Origin of the sequence: Limnothrix sp. PR1529, from assembly GCF_002742025.1 — a bacterium.
In the GTDB taxonomy this organism is placed as follows: domain Bacteria; phylum Cyanobacteriota; class Cyanobacteriia; order CACIAM-69d; family CACIAM-69d; genus CACIAM-69d.
Genome location: NZ_LIRO01000039.1, coordinates 11604 through 33631 on the forward strand (window position 1 = coordinate 11604; position 22028 = coordinate 33631).

General features: G+C 54.7%; 15 protein-coding genes and 1 tRNA gene. 9 read left to right on the top strand and 7 right to left on the bottom strand.

Annotated features, from left to right (window positions below; all coding sequences use genetic code 11):
- The first annotated feature begins 35 nt into the window (after positions 1-35).
- The 5 genes from AMR42_RS06700 to AMR42_RS06720 all read left to right on the top strand — a co-directional run bounded on the left by AMR42_RS06700 (position 36) and on the right by AMR42_RS06720 (position 9963).
- Positions 36-2279: an ATP-binding protein gene (locus AMR42_RS06700; RefSeq protein ID WP_099532694.1), complete on the top strand. Its 2244-nt coding sequence runs from the start codon at positions 36-38 to the stop codon at positions 2277-2279.
- 71 nt (positions 2280-2350) lie between these two features.
- Positions 2351-4039: a protein-glutamate O-methyltransferase CheR gene (locus tag AMR42_RS06705; protein WP_099532695.1), complete on the top strand. Its 1689-nt coding sequence runs from the start codon at positions 2351-2353 to the stop codon at positions 4037-4039.
- 749 nt (positions 4040-4788) lie between these two features.
- The gene (locus AMR42_RS06710) at positions 4789-5853 is read left to right on the top strand and encodes a chemotaxis protein CheW (protein ID WP_234406721.1); all 1065 of its coding nucleotides are present in this window, start codon (positions 4789-4791) and stop codon (positions 5851-5853) included.
- Positions 5854-5940: 87 nt separating this feature from the next.
- A complete protein-coding gene (locus AMR42_RS06715; RefSeq protein ID WP_099532737.1) occupies positions 5941-7407 on the top strand; it encodes a methyl-accepting chemotaxis protein in 1467 nt (488 codons plus the stop codon).
- A 21-nt stretch (positions 7408-7428) separates the two neighbouring features.
- Positions 7429-9963 carry a hybrid sensor histidine kinase/response regulator gene (locus AMR42_RS06720; protein WP_199858108.1) on the top strand — a complete coding sequence of 845 codons (2535 nt, stop codon included), beginning with the start codon at positions 7429-7431 and terminating at the stop codon, positions 9961-9963.
- 532 nt (positions 9964-10495) lie between these two features.
- Here AMR42_RS06720 and remA read toward each other — a convergent pair.
- Together remA and AMR42_RS06730 are read right to left on the bottom strand one after the other, a co-directional pair.
- On the bottom strand, positions 10496-10756 hold the full coding sequence (remA, locus tag AMR42_RS06725; RefSeq protein ID WP_099532739.1) for an extracellular matrix/biofilm regulator RemA: 261 nt from the start codon (positions 10754-10756) through the stop codon (positions 10496-10498).
- A 479-nt stretch (positions 10757-11235) separates the two neighbouring features.
- A complete protein-coding gene (locus AMR42_RS06730; protein WP_099532697.1) occupies positions 11236-11973 on the bottom strand; it encodes a histidine phosphatase family protein in 738 nt (245 codons plus the stop codon).
- Between the two features lie 152 nt (positions 11974-12125).
- Between AMR42_RS06730 and AMR42_RS06735 the strand changes: the two genes are divergently transcribed.
- The gene (locus AMR42_RS06735) at positions 12126-12458 is read left to right on the top strand and encodes an NAD(P)H-quinone oxidoreductase subunit M (RefSeq protein WP_099532698.1); all 333 of its coding nucleotides are present in this window, start codon (positions 12126-12128) and stop codon (positions 12456-12458) included.
- A 176-nt stretch (positions 12459-12634) separates the two neighbouring features.
- Here the strand turns inward: AMR42_RS06735 and menD are convergent, their stop codons facing one another.
- Positions 12635-14371 (bottom strand): 2-succinyl-5-enolpyruvyl-6-hydroxy-3-cyclohexene-1-carboxylic-acid synthase, encoded by a 1737-nt coding sequence (gene menD / locus AMR42_RS06740; RefSeq protein WP_199858109.1) that lies wholly within the window; start codon positions 14369-14371, stop codon positions 12635-12637.
- An 81-nt stretch (positions 14372-14452) separates the two neighbouring features.
- Positions 14453-15643: an RNA-guided endonuclease TnpB family protein gene (locus AMR42_RS06745; RefSeq protein WP_099532699.1), complete on the bottom strand. Its 1191-nt coding sequence runs from the start codon at positions 15641-15643 to the stop codon at positions 14453-14455.
- Positions 15644-15917: 274 nt separating this feature from the next.
- Here AMR42_RS06745 and AMR42_RS06750 point away from each other — a divergent pair, with 274 nt between their 5' ends.
- Complete coding sequence (locus AMR42_RS06750; protein WP_099532700.1) at positions 15918-16448, top strand: DUF4330 domain-containing protein; 531 nt, start codon at positions 15918-15920, stop codon at positions 16446-16448.
- An 85-nt stretch (positions 16449-16533) separates the two neighbouring features.
- Positions 16534-18162, top strand: coding sequence for an alpha-D-glucose phosphate-specific phosphoglucomutase (locus tag AMR42_RS06755; RefSeq protein WP_099532701.1), 1629 nt, complete (start codon positions 16534-16536; stop codon positions 18160-18162).
- A gap of 409 nt (positions 18163-18571) precedes the next feature.
- On the opposite strand, the gene AMR42_RS06760 is transcribed toward AMR42_RS06755, so the two are convergent.
- Positions 18572-18643, bottom strand: a tRNA-Val gene (locus AMR42_RS06760).
- Between the two features lie 131 nt (positions 18644-18774).
- Positions 18775-18951 carry a hypothetical protein gene (locus AMR42_RS20290; RefSeq protein ID WP_234406724.1) on the bottom strand — a complete coding sequence of 59 codons (177 nt, stop codon included), beginning with the start codon at positions 18949-18951 and terminating at the stop codon, positions 18775-18777.
- A gap of 171 nt (positions 18952-19122) precedes the next feature.
- Here AMR42_RS20290 and AMR42_RS06765 point away from each other — a divergent pair, with 171 nt between their 5' ends.
- Positions 19123-20874: an AarF/ABC1/UbiB kinase family protein gene (locus AMR42_RS06765; protein WP_234406726.1), complete on the top strand. Its 1752-nt coding sequence runs from the start codon at positions 19123-19125 to the stop codon at positions 20872-20874.
- 228 nt (positions 20875-21102) lie between these two features.
- Here the strand turns inward: AMR42_RS06765 and AMR42_RS06770 are convergent, their stop codons facing one another.
- Positions 21103-21846 (bottom strand): phosphoadenylyl-sulfate reductase, encoded by a 744-nt coding sequence (locus AMR42_RS06770; RefSeq protein ID WP_099532702.1) that lies wholly within the window; start codon positions 21844-21846, stop codon positions 21103-21105.
- Positions 21847-22028 lie beyond the last annotated feature (182 nt).

Genomic DNA, 22028 nt, shown 5'->3' on the forward strand with positions numbered 1-22028 from the left:
CAACTATCCTCCAGCAGCCAATTTTGGAAATTGTAATGGTTACTCAACTACCGTCCTACGCCATGCGGCGATCGCCTCATCGATCCCAAGCTGGGCCGTTGTTAGTTCATTCCCTCGGAACCTCAGCGGCACGTCTCAGAAATAGCTCCTCTTGGTCTGACGGTGCGATCGAGTCAACGAATCATTCAGCGAATCAACCAGTGGCCAATTCGGCTTCCCTGAATCAAGAGCTGGCCTTCAGCACGGATCCAGATTCAACGGCTCATTGGCTAGATAGCAGTTCCGAGGCGGACTGTCGATCGCTGCTGACGATGCTGAATGGGGTGGGGGCCATTTTGACCGGCACGGGGCCCCTGGAACGGCGACTGCAACGAACATTACGTTACTTAGCCCGTTACCTGGATCTAAAGGAAGCGGAACTGTGGTCTTACGATCGGGTGCAACATCGGTTCAAGTTGGCGGCCCTGTTTGTGCGGGGACAGGGGCGAAATTTGGCAGTGCATTTCGATCGCTCCGTGTCGGAAGCGGAGGTGCGCAAGTTGGGGCGGCGGGGCAGTCGCTCCATGGGCAAGCTGGAACTGTCGCAGCTTTCACCCCAGGGGTTGGAGACCGGTTCCGAGGAGGCGGCATCCTCTGCCCAGGCTTTTTATTGGGGGGCTTATCCCCTGCGCATGGAGCGGCATCCCCTGGGGATGTTGTTGCTGTGGCGCGATCGCCCCTGGTCGTTGGCCATGCAAGAGGCGGTGGAACAGGTGGCGCGGTTGGTGGCGCTGGCGCTGGGCCATGACTTGGCTAAACAGGGCGATCGGCAAAAACCAGAGGTGCGGCTGCGACCTTGGCTCGAAAAAATCCGCTCATCCCTCGATTTGGATGCGATTTTGGCGGCGGCGGTGCGGGAGTTGCGTTTGGTGTTGCGGGTCGATCGCTGTGCGTATTTGTGGGCTTTGCGGGGCCCCAACGGAGCCATGCAGCTCACCGTTAGCCACCAGGACAGCCGCCAACCGGCCTTGGATGGGGCCTTCACCCGGGCGATCGCCCAAGGCCTGCCCTCCCTATTGATGCCAGCGGCGCTCGATCGGGCAGATTCAAGCACCACTTCCACCCTGCCCTGGACACAACTCACCCACCTGCTGCACCATCCCGATCCCCAAGTGGCCCACTGGGCCGAGTCCGCCGGGATCAATGCCCTGTTGATTGTGCCTGTGCAGACGGCTTCTGGCCATTCCGGGGCGATCGCCTGCACCACCACTAGCCAGCGTCGTCAATGGTCTAGCGACGACTGCGAGGCCCTGCGTTGGGCAGCCGATCGCCTGGCCGTCGCCATCAGCCAAGCGGAACTGTACGATCGCTCCCAGGCCGCTGTACGCGCCACCGAAACCCAATTTCACGAGCTAGAACGTACCCTTGAGGATTTGAAAAAAGCCCAAGCCCAACTGGTTCACTCCGAAAAAATGTCTAGCCTTGGCCAGTTGGCGGCCGGCATTGCCCACGAAATTAACAACCCCGTCAACTTCATCAGTGGCAACCTGGATTGGGCCAGCGATGCCCTCACGGAATTGATCGAACTGGTGCGCCTGTACCAACGCCACACCCATGACCATGATCCCGAAATCATGGCCCAGGCCGAGCAGATGGACTTGGAATTCGTGCTAGAAGATTTGCCAAAGGTCTTGCATTCCATGCGCCAAGGCACAGAACGGATTCAAGGCATTGTGGCTTCCATGCGCAATTTCTCGCGGCTCGATCGCGCGGAAGTTTCCTCCGTGGATTTGCATGAAGGCATCGACAGTACCTTGCTCATTTTGCATAGTCGCCTGGAGCGTAAAGGTCGGCAAAATCGGATTGAAGTGGTGCGCGATTATGGTGAGTTGCCCTTGGTGGAATGCCACAGCGGTCAGCTCAATCAAGTGTTTATGAACCTATTAAGCAACGCGATCGATGCGCTCGAAGACCGAGAAACCGATCCGCGTATTGTCATTCGCACCCAATTAATGGCAGCAAATCCGGCAATAGATGGATCTGATCAGCCTTCAAAACCGGGCGTTGAAATCACGATTCAAGACAACGGCAGCGGAATTCCCTCAGAGGTCACTTCTCGAATTTTTGACCCATTTTTCACCACAAAACCTGTGGGCAAAGGCACAGGGTTGGGCCTATCTATCAGTTACCAAATTGTGGTCGATCGGCATGGGGGCAAAATTGCCTGTGAATCCCAGCCCCACAAGGGCACAACCTTCCGACTATGGCTCCCCCTAGCAGTGACCGATCGTAACCACTAAACTCAAGACAGCTCGTTGCATGAGTTACTCGTGAGGACAAGGGCTATTCCCTGTCTCTTTCTGTCAAGGTTATGCCCCCAGAGGTTATTGCGCTGCTCCATGAACTGGTTCCCATCATCTACGATCGCTATGGCCTTCGGCTGCGGGCTAGCGATCTCGAAGATTTGACCCAGTTTTTGCATAATCGTTGGCGAGCGGGCAGCCCCCAAACCTGGGCTACCTATCGTCAACTACTGTTGGATCGAAGTCCCTATGGCCAACAGGCTTGGCAACCCTTAATTAATGTCATCACCAATACGGAAAGCTATTTTTTCCGCGATCGGGGACAGTTTTCGCTCTTGCAACGGCAGATTTTGCCAGAGCTAATTCTGAGTCGGCAAGGAAGTCGGCGGCTTTGTTTGTGGAGTGCGGCTTGCGCTGGGGGCGAAGAACCCTATTCCTTGGCAATTGCTTTGCAGGGCATGTTGCCGGCCCATGAAAATTGGCAAATTCGCATTTTTGCCACGGATATTAATGAAGAAGCACTCGATCGGGCCCGATCGGGTCGTTTTCGATCGTGGTCATTCCGAGCCATTGATTCCACCACTTGGCAAACCTATTTTCGGCCCCTGGCGGATGGCTGGCAAATTGACCCGGCGATTCAGCGATTGGTGACCTTTCAAAACTTCAATTTGGTGAATGATGAGTTGCCTTTAACTGATGTTGGCAAATTTGATCTAATTCTTTGTCGAAATGTTTTTATCTACTTTGCCACGGAGTCGATTACGCGAACCGTTGATCTGTTTGCCAAGGCCCTTGCTCCTGGAGGATATTTGCTCACGGGCCATGCGGAATTGTGCCATCAACCGCTGCAATCCTTTGCAACTCAAATTTATCCAGAATCGGTGATCTATCGTCGGCGATCGGGACAAGCAACCGCCACCCCTTTGCCTCCAATCAATGGTTTAACCCAACCTTACGCCGCTGCCAGCAATTTAGAAAATCCCTTGGGGAATCCCTTAGAAAACACGGCGGGGCTGAAAAATGGGATGGAAACGCTTCATCCGGCTCCGCTGATTAATGCTGATGCCCAAGCGATCGCGATTGAAACGGCGATCGCCAATCATCAGGAACGGCCCAATTATTCGCGATCGGATCATTTAAATGACTTAACTAATTCCAACCATTTAAATAATTCCCGATCGAGCAATCCTCGTCCCACCGACTCATCCCCCCATTCCCTTCAGCCGTCGTCCCCCAAAGTGCCGGTGGTTAAGCCCCTTTCCACACCCTATGCTGTTCCCAAAAATCAAACAGAACAGTTACATAATCGAATCAAGCAAAAATTGTTGCAACTGCTAAAGCACTATCCCAACAGCAGCGCCACACTCTATGCACTCGCTTGCCTGCACGCCAATTGGGGAGCCAGCCAAGAAGCCAACCAATATTGTCAACAAGCCTTGGAAATTGAGCCGGAGTCAACGGAAATTTGCTGTCTGTTGGCGCGTATTTGGGAGGAACAAAACCAGCTCGATCAAGCCAAGCAATTTCTGCGGCGGGCGGTATATTTGGATCGCCATGCCCTGCCTCCCCGACTGGAATTAGCCAGCTTATATGAACGAATTGGGGATGCCACGGCGGCGCGTCGTCTTTATGCTTCGGCGTTGGAACTATTGCAGGATTTTGCCCCCCATTGGCCGGTGTTTGACCATCACCATTTAACGGCGGGGGAGTTGAGCGATCGCCTCAAGGAACATCTGGCCGCGATCGGTGCTAACTGAACTCATTAGTGCTTCCCGTGGGATGTTCTGGGTTTTGATTGATTTTTCATTGACGGGCGATCCGTTGGTTGTCAATTGGTTGTCAATTGGTTGTCGATCAGTGGTCAATGAGTGATCCATTGGCGATCAATTAGTGGTCAATGAACTGGCAATCTGTTAGCCATTGGCTATTGATTGGGCAAAAAAATATAGATTTCACACAAAAACATAAAGAAAACGCCAAAAATCCCAAAGATCGGAAAAATCGAAAGTAAACTCAAGTTAGTTCGTCAGGGCAACGATCGAACAAAAAGCCATGGCAGAGTCCCCGTGACTCAGGAATCCAAGGTAAAAAGCGAAAGGTAAAAGCGCAAAAGGTTTTTGTCAAATCTGTGTGATCCCCAAAAACCAGGGATTGCAACAGATTTCTAAGCGGTTGTTTGAAAAGCTAAAGTTGCTACTCTGTACGCTTCAGTAATCGACGCAGACAAGGGGCTTAAGCCCCTTGCTCCCCACGATTGTTGGTGCTCGGCCCGGGCCAAAAAATACTTTTCAAACATCCTCGAAAAGAAAAATATGGCAAAAAGCCGCATATTTTGCCCGGTAACTTTGAGCTTTCGAGACTTCAAACTCACCCTAGTATTGTGGCGAGTCTGAGGTTGATTTCTGGTGCGATCTCTTGGGGGCGATCGCTAGCGTGATGCTCGGGGCGATCGAGCGGGGCTAGCTGGTTCAGCAAAATGGGCGGTGAAGGGGGCGGTGAAGGGTTTGTGGCGACTGAACAAAGCTATTTGATTGTGGATGTGATGCGAACCCTGTGCGGTTTGGAAGCCCAGTGGGTGGAGGAAACTTTGCCCTTGGTGGAGCTGAAGCCGATCGCGGGGTTGGGAGCTGGCTATTTGGGAGCGATCGACCGGCGGGGAAAACTATTGCCGGTGGTGGATTTGGCAGATTGCTTGGGCCTGGCTCGATCGCCCTATGGCCTCTCCGATGCAATTGTGGTGTTGCGATCGCCCCAGGGGGTGAGCTTGGGGCTGATTGTGAATGAGGCGGTGGATCTGCAAGGGGTGATGCTGGATCCAGACCCCAGCCTGTTGGTGGCGGAACTGTCAGCCCAGGCCCGCGAGATTGTGCGGGATGTGGTGCTTTTGGCCGGTCAGCCCATCGCCCTGATCAACAGTGAAAATCTGTTCACGGTGTTGCAACGGCCCGAATGGCACCAATCGCCCCTGGATTCTGCCACCGATCGCTGGCAAACCCTTTCCGCGATGGATCAGGCCCTGTTGCGGGCGCGGGCGGTGGAACTGGCGGAGGCCGATCGCGCCGACAGTGACCAAGGGGGGCAACCCTGGATCGTGGTGGAAATTGGTGGCGAACGCTTTGGCATTGATGCGGCGGCCGTGCGGGAGTTGGCAGAGTTGCCGGTGATTGTGCCCCTGCCTTGTTGTCCCAGCCATGTGCTGGGGAATGCGAATCTGCGGGGCGAGATTGTGACGGCCATTGATATCAGCCCCTGGCTAGGCCAAGAGCGCCGGCCCGCCGTCACCCGATCGCTGGTGGCGATCGTGCAGGTGGAGGACTTAACGGTGGGCTTGGCGATCGATCGGGCGATCGAAACCCAATGGGTCAGCACCCAGCGTTTAGCCCCCGTTCCCTTTAACGCCAGCACCGCTGAGCAACTGGCTCCCGTCAACGGCTCCCTAGATTCAGCAATCGTCAACCGAGAAAGCGCCTACATTCGGGGCATCCATGTGGATGGGGGCCAAGCCACTAGTTGGCTGGATGTGGCCACCCTGTTGCGCGATCCGAGCTTGGTGGTTAACGAAAGTCTCTAGGCAGGTCTTGAGGCCCACGGGGCGATCGGCCCCCAAGCTTCCGAATTTCCCCCAACTTTATTTCCCCCAACTTTGCAGGACAAAACCATGAATTCCCCCCTCAAAAACGATAGCCACTGGCGACTGCGGTATCAAATTTCCTTGGGATATGCCATGCCGATCGCCCTGTCGATCATTGCCACCACCGTGGTTTTGAATAATGTGCAATCCGTTCGAGAGCAACAGGCGACTTTTAACCGAGTCACGCAAGTGGAAGAAAAAATCGGTCTGTTGGGGTTCAATGCCCAAACGGTTTCCCGGTCTACCCGAGGATACTTGCTCGATCAAAATCCCGTTTCCATTACTTCCTTTGAGCAGGCGCGTCGAAACGCTGACAAAGCCATGACCGATTTGGAAGCGATCGTTGTGGATGCTCGGCAGCGGGAAACCCTGGGCGAACTGAAACAGGATTTGGCGCAATTAATTTCCATCAACGAAAAACTATTGACCATTGCTCGTCAAAATCCGGCCGGGGCGATCGCGGAATGGAAGCGGGATGGGGGTCGCCAAGCCATTCAAAGTGTTGAACGGTTGGTGGAAATTCTGCGCAGTCGGCAATCGGAATTGGTGGACAAAACCCTGAAGGATCAAAACGATGCCCTGACGGCCCTGTCGAATATTTCCCTGTTGACCACGGGGCTGGCGGTTTTGGGATCCACGGTGTTGGGGATTTGGATCGTGGTGGCGGTGAGTCGGCAAATGTTTGAAGTCAGCAGCAGCCTGGCAGCTTCATCCAGTGAAATTGCGGCCACGGTGGAACAGCAGGAACGCACTTCCAGCGCCCAAGCCGCTTCGGTGAATGAAACCACGGCCACGATGGATGAGCTGAGTGCTTCATCTCGGCAGTCGGCGGAACAGGCGGAATCGGCGGCGGCGGCTTCCCAGCGGGTTTTGCATTTGGTGGAGGATGGCAACCGCACGGTGGGCCAAACCCTGGAGAGCATGACGGAAATGCGAATGCAAATGAATGCGATCGCCCAACAAATTTCCCAACTGAGCAGCCAGGCGGCCCAAATTGGCAGCATTACGCAGTTGGTGACGGATGTGGCCAATCAAACCAATATGTTGGCCCTGAATGCGGCGGTGGAGGCCGTGCGGGCCGGGGAACATGGCAAGGGTTTTTCGGTGGTGGCGGCGGAAATTCGCAAGCTGGCCGATCGCAGCAAGGAATCGGCCCAAAAGATTGATGGGTTGGTGACAGAAATTCAAGGGGCGATTGACACCACAGTCATGGCCACAGAAGAGGGCAGCAAGCGCGTGGAAACGGGCTTAACGGCCAGCCAGCAAACGGCGGGGGCCTTTGACGAGGTGGCCCGGGCGATCGATATGGTGGTGGTGAGTAACCAACAAATTTCGCTGAATATTCGTCAGCAGGCGATCGCCGTTGATCAAGTGGTGCAGGCCATGAATGCCTTGAACCAAGGGGCCAAGCAAACCGCCGAAGGCATTGCCCAAACCCGCATCGGCACTCGACGCTTGGAAGAGGCGGCCCGCGACCTGCAAGAGATGGTTTAGATTCCGGATGGGGAACGGCTGATGGCAATCATTGACGATCGGGATCTGCGGGAACTCTATCGCTTGTCCAGTGGCGAGCACTTGCAAACCCTGGAAACGGGACTGCTGCGGTTTGAACAAAATCCCAGCGATCGCGATGACTTTGCGGAACTGTTGCGGGCGGCCCACACCCTGAAGGGAGACTCGCGAATGTTGGGGGTGAACCATGTGGAAAAACTGGTTCATCAGGTGGAGCATGTGCTGAAGCAGTTGCAGAGTCAGGAAATCAGCCTCACGCCGCTGCTGGCGGAAACGCTCTATAACACTCTGGATGCGGTCAAGCAGTTGGTACAGGAGGCCACGGAGGATCTGCCAAGTGAGCTGCCTTCTGCGATCGATCCGGTGCGGGTGTTGGCTCGGCTCATGCAGGCCAGTAGTGGGGTGGCTGAGTCGGAGTTGATGCCGCTGGAACCCAGTCCGCTCCCGATCGCCCAAACGGCCCCAGCGAGTCTTGAAGGAAACTCAGAACTAATTCCAGATCCCCAATTAATTCCAGAGCCAATTCCAGAGTCAATTCCAGACCCCCAATTAATTTCAGACTTAATTCCAGAACAGCCCAGCGAACCGGAAGTAACCCCCTCAACAACACCGCCAGCAGTTTCTAATTCGGTTCCAGCGCTTGGAGCCGATCGCCCCGCTTCTTCAGTCCCCACTTCCCCAGCCACCACATCGCCCCCACCGGCTCGATCTCTCGATCGGCCAACCAGTCCAGTTCATTCAATCCATTCAGTTAATCCCATCACGCCCCCCAGCGCCGAGCCATACCACATCGACACGATCCGCGTTGCCACCCGCCATTTAGATGGCCTGGTCGATCGGGTGGGTGAGTTGGCGGCCATTGAGCGACGACTATCCCACCAGTCGGCCTTGCTCGATGGGTTGGTGCGGCTGTGGGAAGAATTGCGCTTGCTCGATCGGGGGCAGCAGCGGATTAGTGATCACACCCTAGCCACCGATCGTCGTCGTAGCGATCAGCAACGGCATCAACTGCACGAAGAATTTCAACAGGCCCTCTATGGCTTGCGGGAACGAGTCCAAAACGCCAACCACCGCCTGGAGGCGATCACCGATGACCTGAAAGATCGCACCCGTTCCCTGCGGTTGTTGCCCTTGGCCACGGTGTTTCAACATTTTCCGCGCATGGTGCGTGACTTGGCCCAGCAGCAGGGCAAAGCCATCACCCTGGTGGTGGAAGGGGGCGAAACCACCGCCGACAAGCAGGTGATTGAGGCGCTGCGAGATCCCCTATTGCACCTGGTGCGCAATGCGATCGACCACGGCATTGAGTCGGCGGCTGAACGTCAAGCAGCCGGTAAACCCGCCTGTGCCACCTTGCGGTTGCGGGGTGCTCAACAGGGCGATCGGGTCTTGATTTCCCTCAGCGATGACGGCCGCGGCTTGGATCGTCAGGCAATTATCGCCACCGCCGTTCGCCAGCAGCTTTACAGTGCCGAAGAACTCGCCCACTGGCAGGATGAACAGATTTTTGAGCTGATTTTGTTGCCAGGATTTTCCACCCGACTGGAAGCCACCGAGCTATCGGGACGAGGGGTTGGCCTTGATGCGGTGCGGGTTTGTGCAGAACGGCTGAAGGGTCGGGTGATCGTGCAGTCCAAGCCGGGTCAGGGTTGCACCATCACCCTCACGGTGGGGACAACCCTGGCGGCCACCCAAGCCCTGTTGGTGATGACGCGCGATCGCACCTTGGCCATTCCTTTGGAATATGTTCACGAAACGCGCCTTGTGCCGGTCAGTCAAATCACTGCCTTGGAAGGTCGCCCCGTCATTTTGCTGGAAGGGGAACCGGTTTCCGCCACTGACCTGGGGGATTTGCTGGAGTTGCCGGGATTGCCGCCGGGGCCCGCGCCCGATCGGGTCGATGTCATTCCCCATGCCTGTGTGGTGTTAGTGATGGGGCGCGATCGCCTGGCCGTGTTTGTCGATCGGCTGATTGATGTGCAAGAAATTATGCTCAAGCCCCAGAGCAAACTACTGGTGCGCGTGCGGAATGTGTCTGGGGTGACGATTTTGGGCAATGGAGACGTGTGCCCCGTGTTGCACCCGCCGGACTTGTTTGCCACCTTGGGCGGCCGCACCAGCCGCAACAGCAGCCTGAGCACGGCCGATTCCCTGAGCATGGCCCGGCCGCCAGCGATTTTGTTGGTGGAAGACTCGATCGCCACCCGTACCCAAGAAAAGCGAATTTTGGAAACCGCTGGCTACGACGTGGTGACCGCCACCGATGGGATGGATGCACTGCACAAGCTGCGATCGCGCACTTTCGACGCGATCGTCTCCGATATTCAAATGCCTCGTTTGGATGGGTTGGGGCTAACGGCGCGAATTCGTCAAATGCCCGAATACGACGACCTCCCGATCGTGCTCGTATCCTCCCTGAATTCCGACGCAGACAAACGACGGGGCGCGGAAGCCGGAGCCAATGCCTACCTAACCAAGGATGCATTTAACCAAGCGGCGCTGCTGGGAATTTTGCGCGAACTGGCTCGATCGCCCTAGTTACTGGTTATGAATTACAGCCCTTACCTCGCTGAACGTGAATTCGGGATAAGCACAGTAGGGTGGGCACTGCCCACCTAATAACTGCTTCATGGCATTAATTGCTTCATGGCATCTGTGATTGGCGTACCAACTCTTCTCAGCAACCCCGAGGCATAAACGGCTAGACGTGATTGGTGAACGATTTAATGGCGTTCTAGCTCGTGACCGGCAACGGTTGACCCATGCCAACCCGGAAACTCAACAGCTTCCTCAATTACCCAATTGATCTAGCGATCGCGAGCTAGAACGTCCCCCCCCTAATCGATCGACAACTCCTTATGAACAAGTCATGAACGAATTGTGATGCCTGTTTGCCCTAAAACTCCCTAGATAAGATTTCTTGAGCAAACACACCATGAAATGAAGCCAAAAAGCTGAGAGCGAAAGCGACTCAGAATTTCCCAAAGACTTGACGGATTCCTAGAGCCGTTAACCAATTCCCATCGAATGATCCATGCGATCGGGTGGATGCTGGCGGCGATCGGAAAGATCAGTCCCCTTTGGGTTCCTTGCCAACCACCAAGCGATTGGCAACGGTTTCGGGTTGAATTGCAGACAACACTACATGGCCCGAATCCGAAATAATCACAGCTCTCGTACGGCGACCATAGGTGGCATCAATGAGTTGACCACGATCTTTTGCATCAGTAACTAGGCGACGAATCGGAGCCGAGTCAGGGCTGACAATGGCAATGATTCGGTTGGCCGCCACAATATTACCGAAACCAACATTGATTAGTTGAATGTCCATCGACAAATTCCTCAAAGAGAAAACCCGTGAAGGTTGATTGAGTGGTTGGTAGATAATGATTAGTCACTCCGGGACAGAATCGATCCCAGCCCAATTAGGCAGGTTATGACCTGGTTGATCGCCGTTGTTGAGCACAGCATGACTATCCCAGGCAGCAACCGTATGAGCGGTTATACCTACTGAGTGTTATCTGAGTGCTATCTCAATGAACCAACCCAGAATGAATGGGTCTAAATCTCCTATTAGGAGGATTAGCCCCAGTTAATCAGGGTAGGGGATCGATCGGGAATCGATATCCCAAGGGGAAATTCAGTGTGCATCAGGACGATCTAGCACGAATGAACCAGGATAGATCGTCATGATGTATCACAACATCGATCAGGCGGGGCAGATTTGCGCGGACTGACTAACACACATGGAAAATTTAGCTCGAAAAATGAACATTCAGTCTATTTTCACAAAATTTCCCAGGAAGTTGATCAGTCTCTGTTCTCCAATAGTTGATTGAAGCGGTGAATTTGCCAAAAAACATGGTTCAACCGCTGTTGATCGTCTAAACCCATGGCGAGTTCCTGGGTAGTTTGCCAGCGGGTTTGATCGAGCCACAGCTCAAAAACTGCTCCGTGGGGGATGGAAATTTGCCATGTTCTTGGGGAGCCGAGGATCTCTGAGATTAGGTGTTGCAAGATCCAGTGATGGGTGATGATCCAAAGGCAGGGATCGGGATTTTGTGGCTCTGTTTCGGTGGGGTTTGTGTCAATAAATTGGCTAATTAGACCTTGTAAAAAGATCTGTGCGCGCGATCGCCCGGCTTCTAGGGTTTCTGATTGCGGAATTGGGATCCATTCCCAGGAATTTTCCAGTTTTTGGCAAAGTTCGGGATATTGTTGCCTGGCTTCGCTCCAGGTCAGCCCCTGAAAAATACCGTTGTCAAATTCGCAAAGGTGGGTGTCGGTGATGATCGGCGGTCGGGGTCGATCGCCCGTGGCTGGGTGGGCCATGGCGGCCGATCGCGCCAGTTGGGCGGTTTCTTGGGCCCGTTGTTGGGGGCTGCTGTAAATGGTTTGGGGATGGGCCCCCTGTTGGGCCAGGGCCCGGCCGAGCGATCGCGCTTGGGTTTGGCCCCGATCGGTCAAGGGGTCGTCGGCTCGCCCCATCATCCGCCCCGCTGCATTCCCGATCGACTCCGTATGACGGATAAAAAAGAGTTTCAGCATCAATTAGAATTCGTGGCCCTTAGGAAGGGGTAGAACGCATTGGGCAAGCTCCTACAATAATTGGGGAGTTTGGAATTGGGGAGTCTGGCGATCGGGCCTTGGCTGTCCATGCCCAGATCCCTTCTCAACCGCCGCGTTCAAAACCAGAGCCGATGCTACTAAAGTCCACCACCCGCCATATCCGCATCTTCGCTGCCGAGTTGGTCAATGATGACATTGTGCCCAGCGAAACGAAGCTCACGATTGATATTGATCCTGATAATGAGTTTTTGTGGAGTCCGGAGGCGCTCCAGCAGGTCTACCGCAAGTTTGAAGAGTTGGTGGCCCAGTCGGCGGGTCAAGATTTGACAGAATATACCCTGCGGCGGATTGGGTCAGATTTGGAGCATTTTGTGCGATCGCTGTTGCAAAATGGCACGATCGCCTACAACTTGGAAACCCGCGCGGTGAATTACAGCATGGGCTTGCCGCAGGTTTCGCTCTAGGGGAACTGGGCAGGGAGACCCATGGGCTTCAACCTCAGACCGAGAAAATCCGGGTAGGGGCGTACGGCCGTACGCCCCTACAGGGTTGACGGGTTTCGATCAACGTTGGTTGGGATAATTTTGAACAAGCTAACCGTTCAGTTGAAGCACATGGGGAAGACCCCGCCCCCACGGCCCTAAACAGCCAACTGCCGGAAAAAAGATTGCCGCCACTGGGCATCCCGCTTGCGATCGCACAAAAATTCCAGCACGCGAATGCCTTGGGCGGGCAGTTGGCTCAAGGAGTCGCAAAACTGCTGCCATTGGGTAATTTGCCGATATTCAATGCCATAGCTCTCGCAGAGGCTGGCAAAGTTGACCGATTGCGGTGTGGCAAAAAACTCCTCAAAAGGGGGTTCAAACTGCGAAACGGGCAGCATTTCAAAGATGCCGCCGCCGTTGTTGTTAATCAGCAAAATGGTGAGGCTGCCTTGGAAGTGGCGACGGGCTAAGAAGCCGTTGGTGTCGTGCAACAGGGCCAAATCTCCGGTGAGCATCACGGCCGGTTGATGGTGTTGGGCAAGGCCGATCGCGGTGGAAAGGCTGCCATCGATGCCGTTGGCTCCCCGATTAAAAAAGGGCTGAATTTCCCGGTTGTTAATGCCCCAAAAATATTCCACATCCCGCACGGGCATACTGTTGCAAATGAAGATGGGGGTGCGATCGGGCAGTGTTTGCGGCAACAACCAGGCGATTTTGCTTTCCAGACGTTGGGGCTGTTCCGCCAGGGCCTGTTTCACGGTGATTTCCATGGCTCGATCGCCCGCTAGCCAAGTTTGCAAATAATCGGAGGGGGGCAAGGCCGGTTCCGGGGTTTCCCAGAGTTCGATCGCCCCCTGGATCGATCGTGTGCGGCCATGGAGGGGATCCAAGTTGCGATCGCCCGGATCTAGAACCCATTGGGGCGCGTCGGTTTCCATTAACCACAGGCGCAGGGTCTTGCTGATTGGTAAGCCCCCCAGCCGCAGCACCATGGTGGGTCGCAGTTGTTCCCGCTGGTGGGGATTGCGCAACATCAAGTCGTAGTGGGCCACCAAGTGCTGATTCAGAGCCCCAAAATTCCGCAACGGCGAGAGGCCCTCCGCCAACACGGGCCAACCGAGCGATCGCGCCAAGCGGCCCACCGCTGCACAATAGGCCGCCGGATCCGCCGGTTGGGCCGGCCCCGCCACAATCAGCCCCCGTTCCGTTTGGCGGGCCCCTTGCCAAAACTCCTGCCAGGGCAACCGAGAAAAGGTAATCGGTCGGCGCACCGGCTGCAAATGCCCAAAGAATTCCTGATCATGCCAATTGGCCCGTAGCTGGGCCAGGGCATCGGCCACGGCCGGTTCCGGCAAAGGGGGCAACGGATCCCGCAAGGGAACATTCAGATGCACGGGGCCCGGGGCGGCGATCGCCCGTTGGGCCGCCTGGGCCAGGGTTTGGCGCAAATAAGCCAACAGGTCTAGCCGAGGTTCCGGCAGGGCCAATTCTGCTTGCCAAACGGGATAAATCCCAAAGAGCTTGAGCTGATCGATCGCCTGGCCCGCCGCACAGTCGCGCAACTCTGGTGGGCGATCGGCCGTGAGCAACAACAGGGGCACACCACTTTCGCGAGCCTCAATCACCGCCGGGAAAAAGTTGGCTCCCGCCGTGCCCGATGTGCAAACCACCGCCACCGGCCGGTGCGATCGCCGGGCCGCCCCCAGGGCCCAAAACGCCCCCGATCGCTCATCCAAAATCGGAATCGCCGTCATTCGCGGATGGCTGGCCAGGGCGATCGTTAACGGGGTCGATCGGGAGCCTGGGCAAATCACCACCTCCGTCACCCCCACCCGCACCAGCGTTTCCGCCAACACCGAAGCCCACAACGTATTGCGATTCGTGAAATCCATCCCCAAGATCAAACCCCTATCCAACCGCGCATGATCCGCGTGTTGACACTCCCCGCCCTAAAGAGACAGGGATTCTTGATTCTACGAGGTTGCTTGCCTTGGCAGGGTTTCCCCAACCAAAGTAGAGGCATCCTCTCCCCAAGCGTTGCACGGTTCAAGACCGTAGCTTCCGGTATGCCCTACCGTAGCCAATCCCCGACTGAGGATATTTCTAGCTGCATTGTGGTCACGATTCAGGACAGCTCCGCACCGACAAATATGCGTCCTTGTTGACAGCCCTTTCTTGACAATCGCGCCACAGCTAGAGCATTCCTGGCTTGTGTAGTGAGGCAGGACGGCAACGGTAATTTTGCCAAACACTTTGCCAAAGTATTCCAGCCACACTCTGAACTGATACCAGGATGCATCGTTAATCGACTTGGCAAGGCAGTGATTCTGCACCATGTTTTTGATTCTCAAATCTTCGTAGACGATCAAGTCGTTAGACTGAACTACGCACCGTGCCAATTTCACAGCATGGTCTTTACGCTGCCTACTTATCTTGAGATGGCGCTTGCCTAAAATTACCCTTGCCTTGCGACGATTGCTTGACCCTTTAACCTTTCTGCTAACCCTCCTTTGAGCCTGCTTGATCCGTTGCTCTCCCCTGCGAAGAAAGCGCGGATTTTCTGCTCTGTCGCCATCCTGAGTGACGTAGAAATCGTTGAGTCCTACATCTAACCCAATCGCCTTACCAGAAGGCTGGACTACTTCAAAGCGTTCAACAGATACGGCAAATTGAACATAGTACCCATCTGCGCGTTTTACCAGTCTGACCCGCTTGATTTGGTTAGGTTGGTAAAAATGCAAATCACGAGTTCCCTTCAGTTTCAATCTGCCAATCTGCTTACCATCAGTGAACGTGATTGATTTACGATCCTCCGCTAGTTTCCACCCAGTCGTTTTGTATTCCACTGAGCGAACGTCTTTCTTAAATTGCGGAAAGCCTTTCTTGCCTGGGATCTGCTTTTTGCAGTTCTCATAAAACCGCGAGATCGCAGACCAAGTGCGTTCTGCCGATGCTTGACGAGCCATTGAGTTGAGTTCATTGGCAAACGGAAATTCTTTTGCCAGCACCGCACAGTACTTGTTGAGGTCATATTTAGACAAGCCTTTATTATCCATCCAATAGCGTAAGCACTTGTTTTGGATAAACTTGGCAGTCCTCAACGCCTCATCAATCGCGCTGAACTGAGCAGGCTTTCCGTAGACTTTGAACTCAAGAATTAGCATATTTGCATTATAGCTTATGCTGACCTACTTGGCATAAGAATGACGAGCGCTAAAGTACCCCTGTCGCCTTTTATCCTTGCTCTAAAGAGACAAGGTTTTCATGCTCCCGTGCGACCTGATAACCTTACTGCTGTCTAGGCTTTCTAGGTTATCTAGACCGCGCAGGTTCTTGGATCTCATTTCCCCTTGGATCTTGGATTTTGAATCTGGGATCTAGGGGTTGGTCTTGGGCTGCACAACCCTCGCCCCTTTCGTACACCTTCGGCATACCGCCATGAAACTGCTCGACTCACAGGGTCGCCTCCTTGGCAAACTCAGCATTTTAGACCTCGGTGCAGGCCTGGTTATCCTGCTTGTGCTGGTTGGGATCTTCTTGGTGCCCGGAACCGGCGGCTCCGTGGCCCAAGTGGGCGCAGTAAAACAAATGGTTGAAATTGACGCGGTGGCTCGGGGTCTTTCCATTCGGGATCCGCAAACTGTGATCCAAGAAATGACCAGTTCCGGCAAAACCAACGTGATTATTCGGAACCAACCCTACGGCAGCATCACCGTGAAATCGGTGCAAACCCTCACCCGCACCACCCTGGTTCCTCAACCGGATGGCACGGTGAAGGCCCTGCCGGATCCCCGCCCTGATTTATATAACAGTGACCTGTATTTGACCCTCAGCGGCGAGGCCACCATGACTGAAAATGGGCCCGTTCTGGGGAATAACAAGCTCAAAATTGGCATTCCCGTGGAATTAGAAGGAAAGGCCTATAACTTCAATGCCAGCGTGATTGATGTGCGGTTGCTGAAGAAATAGGACTGGTCTTTTGGTTTCTGCTAGTGCGGGTTCCCAGCAGAGGCGATCGCCCCCATGACCCCATAAAATTTCGCCCTATTACCCTATGAATATTCACCACGTCGCCAGTCAGCCTTTTTTAGATCAAAAGCCCGGCACTTCCGGCCTGCGGAAGCGCGTGCCCGTTTTTCAGCAGCGGCATTATTTAGAAAACTTTGTTCAATCCATCTTTGACAGCCTCGAAAATTTTGCCGGCCAAACCCTAGTCCTGGGTGGCGATGGGCGCTACTACAACCGCACCGCAATCCAAACAATCTTGAAAATGGCCGCGGCCAATGGGGTGGGGCGCGTGTTGGTGGGTCAGGGGGGAATTTTGTCCACTCCGGCGGCCTCCTGCGTGATCCGCAAAAACGAAGCCTTTGGCGGCATCATCCTCTCGGCCAGCCACAATCCCGGCGGCCCCGATGCGGACTTTGGCATCAAGTTCAACACGGCCAACGGCGGCCCGGCTCCCGAAAAGGTGACGGATGCGATTTATCACCGCACCAAAACCCTGGATGGCTATCGAATTCTGGAGGCGACGGATTTGGATCTCGATCGCCCCGGCACGAGCCAACTGGGCGACATGACCGTTGAGGTGATCGATTCCGTCAGCGACTACGCGGCTCTGATGCAGTCGTTATTTGACTTCGATCGCCTGCGGGATTGGTTCAAAACCGGCCGCGCCTGTGTGGATTCCATGCACGCCGTGACTGGCCCCTATGCCCAGGTAATTTTGCAAGGGCTGTTGGGTGCGCCGGCCGGCACGGTGATGAACGGTGTGCCCCTGGAGGACTTTGGCGGGGGGCATCCGGATCCCAACCTGGTTTATGCCCATGACTTGGTGGAAATTCTATTTGGCGACGGTGCGCCGGACTTTGGGGCCGCTTCCGATGGGGACGGTGATCGCAACATGATTTTGGGGCGTAACTTCTTCGTCACCCCCAGCGACAGCTTGGCCGTGTTGGCCGCCAACGCCACCCTCATCCCGGGTTATCGCGAAGGTTTGGCCGGTGTGGCGCGATCGATGCCCACCAGCGCCGCAGTCGATCGGGTGGCGGCCAAGCTGGGCATTGATTGCTATGAAACCCCCACCGGCTGGAAGTTCTTCGGTAATTTGCTGGATGCGGGCAAGGCCACCCTCTGCGGTGAAGAAAGCTTCGGCACGGGGTCGAACCATGTGCGCGAAAAAGACGGTCTTTGGGCGGTGCTGTTCTGGCTGAACTTGCTGGCGGTGCGGGGTCAGTCTGTGGAGGCGATCGTGCGGGAACATTGGCAAACCTACGGCCGCAACTACTACTCCCGCCATGACTATGAAGAGGTGGAGAGCGATCGGGCTAATACCCTGGTCGATAACCTGCGGGCCAAGCTGGGCGACCTGAAGGGCCAGAAATTCGGCTCCTACGAGGTGGACTACGCCGATGATTTTGCCTACACCGATCCTGTGGATGGCAGCCTCAGCCAAAAACAAGGGATTCGGATCGGGTTCACGGATGGCTCCCGGATTGTGTTCCGCCTGTCGGGCACAGGAACCCAAGGAGCCACGCTGCGGTTGTATTTGGAAAGCTACGAACCCGATTCCGCCAAGCATGATCAAGACACCCAAGTGGCCCTCGGGGATTTGATCGCGATCGCGGAGGAAGTGGCCCAAATTAAGTCCCTGACCGGGCGCGATCGCCCCACGGTGATCACCTAACGATCAGTCGCTGCGATCTGATTGCTGATTAGACTTCTTGCGCGAATCAGCTAACAGCCCTCATCCCCCAACCCCTTCTCCCAAGGCGGGCGAAGGGGAACCAGAAATCAGGAATAACGGCGATTTCGTTGTTGATTTTCAAGTCCCTCTCCCAAGTCGGGAGAGGGATTTAGGGCGAGGGTCTGGATTGATGCAAGCGGCCTATTGAGGGCGAGGCGAGTTCTGCACCCAGCGAGCGGCCTTCGTGACCGCATTTTCACCGATCCTGGATCTGGGCCCAGTTACCGGATACTTGGCTGATCAACCCTGAGTTCCGCGGTTTGTCCTCGACAGCCTCGATCGAAACTCTCAATTGGATTGGTGAATTGGCTCATCAAGCCCCGTTGAGCTTGTGTTGAACCTGTTTAGATGGGCGATACTGGATTTGAACCAGTGACCCCTTCCGTGTGAAGGAAGTGCGCTACCACTGTGCTAATCGCCCGCGCTCAGTGCGTTTCCGCCTTTGCAGAATCAAAGATTAGCATGGTGACCGCAATTGCTCAAGTCATTTGGCAAAATTTTTTGAACATTTTCTGAACTTCCATTGGGAACTTGTTTGCCAATGCTCGCGCATCAGCCGCGATCGAGCAGCGGTGCAGGAGCTGAAACACCCGATTTTTCGATCAATCGGGCGTAATCATTCCCAGAGCCGCTCCAGTGGAACACCAATTCCACGGGCGATCGGGGGCGATCAAATAAGGGCGATCGAGCGGGGCAATGCGATCGGCTGGTTGTAACCAAGGGCTGCATTCCCTTGCTTCCTGCGATCCGGCAACGGCAGCATCAGGGTTTCAGGCGATTTGACGACCCCCCAAGCTGGTTGTAACGAAAAGCTTTGATTGTTTTTCGATTTTTGTAGTTTCCTATACGGGTGCTACAGCTAAAATAAATACCGGCTTTAGGTTGGTTGAGGCTGCTAGCGTGAACGCCACTTCGGTTCTTTTGGAAGATTTGCGCGCTGGCACAACCAGCAATCGCGCCCGTCGCTACGATCCCAAGGAAATTGCCCGATTTTACGGCCGGCGACCTTGGATTGGCATCTTGCGACTGTTGCAAATTGCTTGGTTCAGTGCTGCATTCGTGTTTGGCTGGTTGAGCGATCAATTGTGGGGCGAGCGGTCTGACCAAGTGGGCCAGCGAGCCGAGCAACTGCGTCAAATTTTGATCCACTTGGGCCCCACGTTCATCAAAGTTGGGCAAGCCCTGTCCACTCGGCCCGATCTGGTGCGGGTGGATTATTTGGCGGAACTTGAGAAACTGCAGGATCAGCTCCCGCCGTTTTCGACGGAACTGGCTTTCAGCATCATTGAAGCGGACTTGGATCGCCCCCTGCGGGACATCTTCCGCGACATTTCCCCCGAACCGATCGCGGCGGCCAGCTTGGGACAGGTCTACCGCGCCAAGCTCTACAGCGGCGAGGACGTGGCCGTGAAAGTGCAGCGGCCGAATCTGCTGCCAACCTTGACCCTTGATTTGTATTTAATTCGCTGGTGCGCCAGTTGGGCCGCTCCCTGGTTGCCGCTCAATTTGGGCCATGATTTGACCCTGATTGTGGATGAATTTGGCAGCAAACTTTTTGAAGAAATTGATTACCAAAACGAAGGGCGCAACGCCGAGCGATTTGGTGAAAATTTCCGTGATGATCCCACGGTCAAAGTACCGGTCATTTACTGGGACTACAGCAGCCATCGGGTGCTGACGTTGGAATGGATTGATGGCCTCAAGCTGACCAACACGGACTCGGTGCGGGAAGCGGGTCTCGATCGGGATTCTTTGATCGGAATTGGGGTCACTTCTGGTCTGCGACAGCTCCTAGAATTTGGCTTTTTCCATGCGGATCCCCACCCGGGAAATCTGTTTGCCCTACGCGATGGTCGAATGGCTTACATTGATTTTGGGATGATGGATCAGTTAAACGAATCCACCAAGGAAACGATCGTGGATTCGGTGGTGCATTTGTTGAACCGGAAGTATGAGGAACTGGCGGGGGATTTTGTGCGCCTCGGCTTCCTGGCTCCGAATACGAATATTCGTCCCATCATTCCGGCGCTGGAGTCGGTTTTGGGCGAGGCGATCGGGCGGAATGTGGGTAGCTTCAACTTCAAAACCGTCACCGATCGGTTCTCGGAATTGATGTATGACTATCCGTTCCGAGTGCCGGCCAAATTTGCCTTGATTATTCGATCGCTCGTCACCCAAGAGGGCTTGGCCCTGAGTCTGAATCCTCAGTTCAAGATTTTGGAAATTGCCTATCCTTACGTGGCGCGACGGTTGTTGATGGGGGAATCGCCCCAACTGCGTCGCCGTCTGATTGAAGTGCTGTTTGAAGATGGCAAATTTCAATGGACGCGCCTGGAAAATATGCTGGCGATCGCCCGTTCAGATTCCGGGTTTGACCTGGTTCCCACCGCCGGTTTGGGATTGCGCTATTTGATGTCCGAAGAGGGGCAATTGCTGCGTCAACGGTTGTTGCTAGCCCTGGTGGAAGACGATCGCCTCCATGGGGCTGAATTGCAACGCCTGTGGGATTTGGTGAAGGATGATTTGGAACCCAGCCGCCTGATGCAAGTGGCGTTGGACACTGCTTGGGATGCGATCACTGAGTTTTCGCGCGATCGGGCTGCTCAATTGTTGCCCACTTGGGGCGCACCGGCTGCCGCCTTTAAAAGCTAGCCTGCAACCCATGGTTAATTGTGGTTAATGAACGCCAACTAATTCACGTCAACTAATTCACACCAACCAATTAACGTCAACCAACGCAAACTGACGAAAACCAACGAAAACTTAACCAATTGGATCAGGGGCTTAAGCTACGGAGCAAGGGGCTTAAGCCCCTTGTCTGTTATGGTTGCATCTATGGTTGCATCCGTTTTGGTTGCGCTGATCGCTGGAGCTACTAGCCTACTTTTGCTCGTTCAAGTTCACCGCATGGAGACCGCATTCTTTTTTGCCCGCATCTTCCCACCACCAACGACCTTCCCGCTCATGTTGGTTGGGTAATACGGGCCGGGTGCAAGGTTCACAACCAATGCTGATAAAGCCCTTTTCATGAAGTGCGTTATAGGGCACTTCGTAGGCGCGAATGTACATCCAAACATCGCTGGAAGACCAATTAGCCAGCGGATTAAACTTCACCAATTGATGGTCGGGTGTGGAAAATCCACCATCCACTTGCACGATCGGGACACTATCCCGAGTGGCAGGATTTTGATCTTTCCGTTGACCCGTAATCCAAGCATCCAGAGTGGCTAATTTACGGCGCAGGGGGGCAACCTTACGGATGCCACAGCACTCTTTATGGCCATCTTCATAGAAGCTAAATAGCCCCTTGGCGTTCACCAATGCTTCCACGGCCGCTGCATCGGGAAACATCACATCGATCGAGATGTTGTAGCGTTGACGAACGCGATCGAGCAGTTGATAGGTTTCCGCATGTAACCGCCCCGTGTCCAGGGTAAAAACTTTAAAGGGCTTACCCAATCGATGGGCCATATCAATCAAAACCACATCCTCAGCGCCGCTGAAGGAAATGGCCAGATTGTCATACAAACTCAGGGCCCGATCGAGAATTTTTTGGGGGCTTTCATTCTCTAATTCCTGAGCCAAACTGTTAATGTCAATGGCGGGGGCAGCTAAGGATGTCACGGTTGGTGTTCTCCCTTGGATCGTGATGAAAATTGAGCGCAATTGAGCGGGAAGCGAACGGCGAGGCAATCCCACCCCAATTTGCTGAAATGCTGAAGTCTAAGGGATCCATTCTATGATGGCGACGACCATTCAGGGATTCAGGGTTGGCGTTGCGGCCTGCCCCGCAGGGGATCCACCGT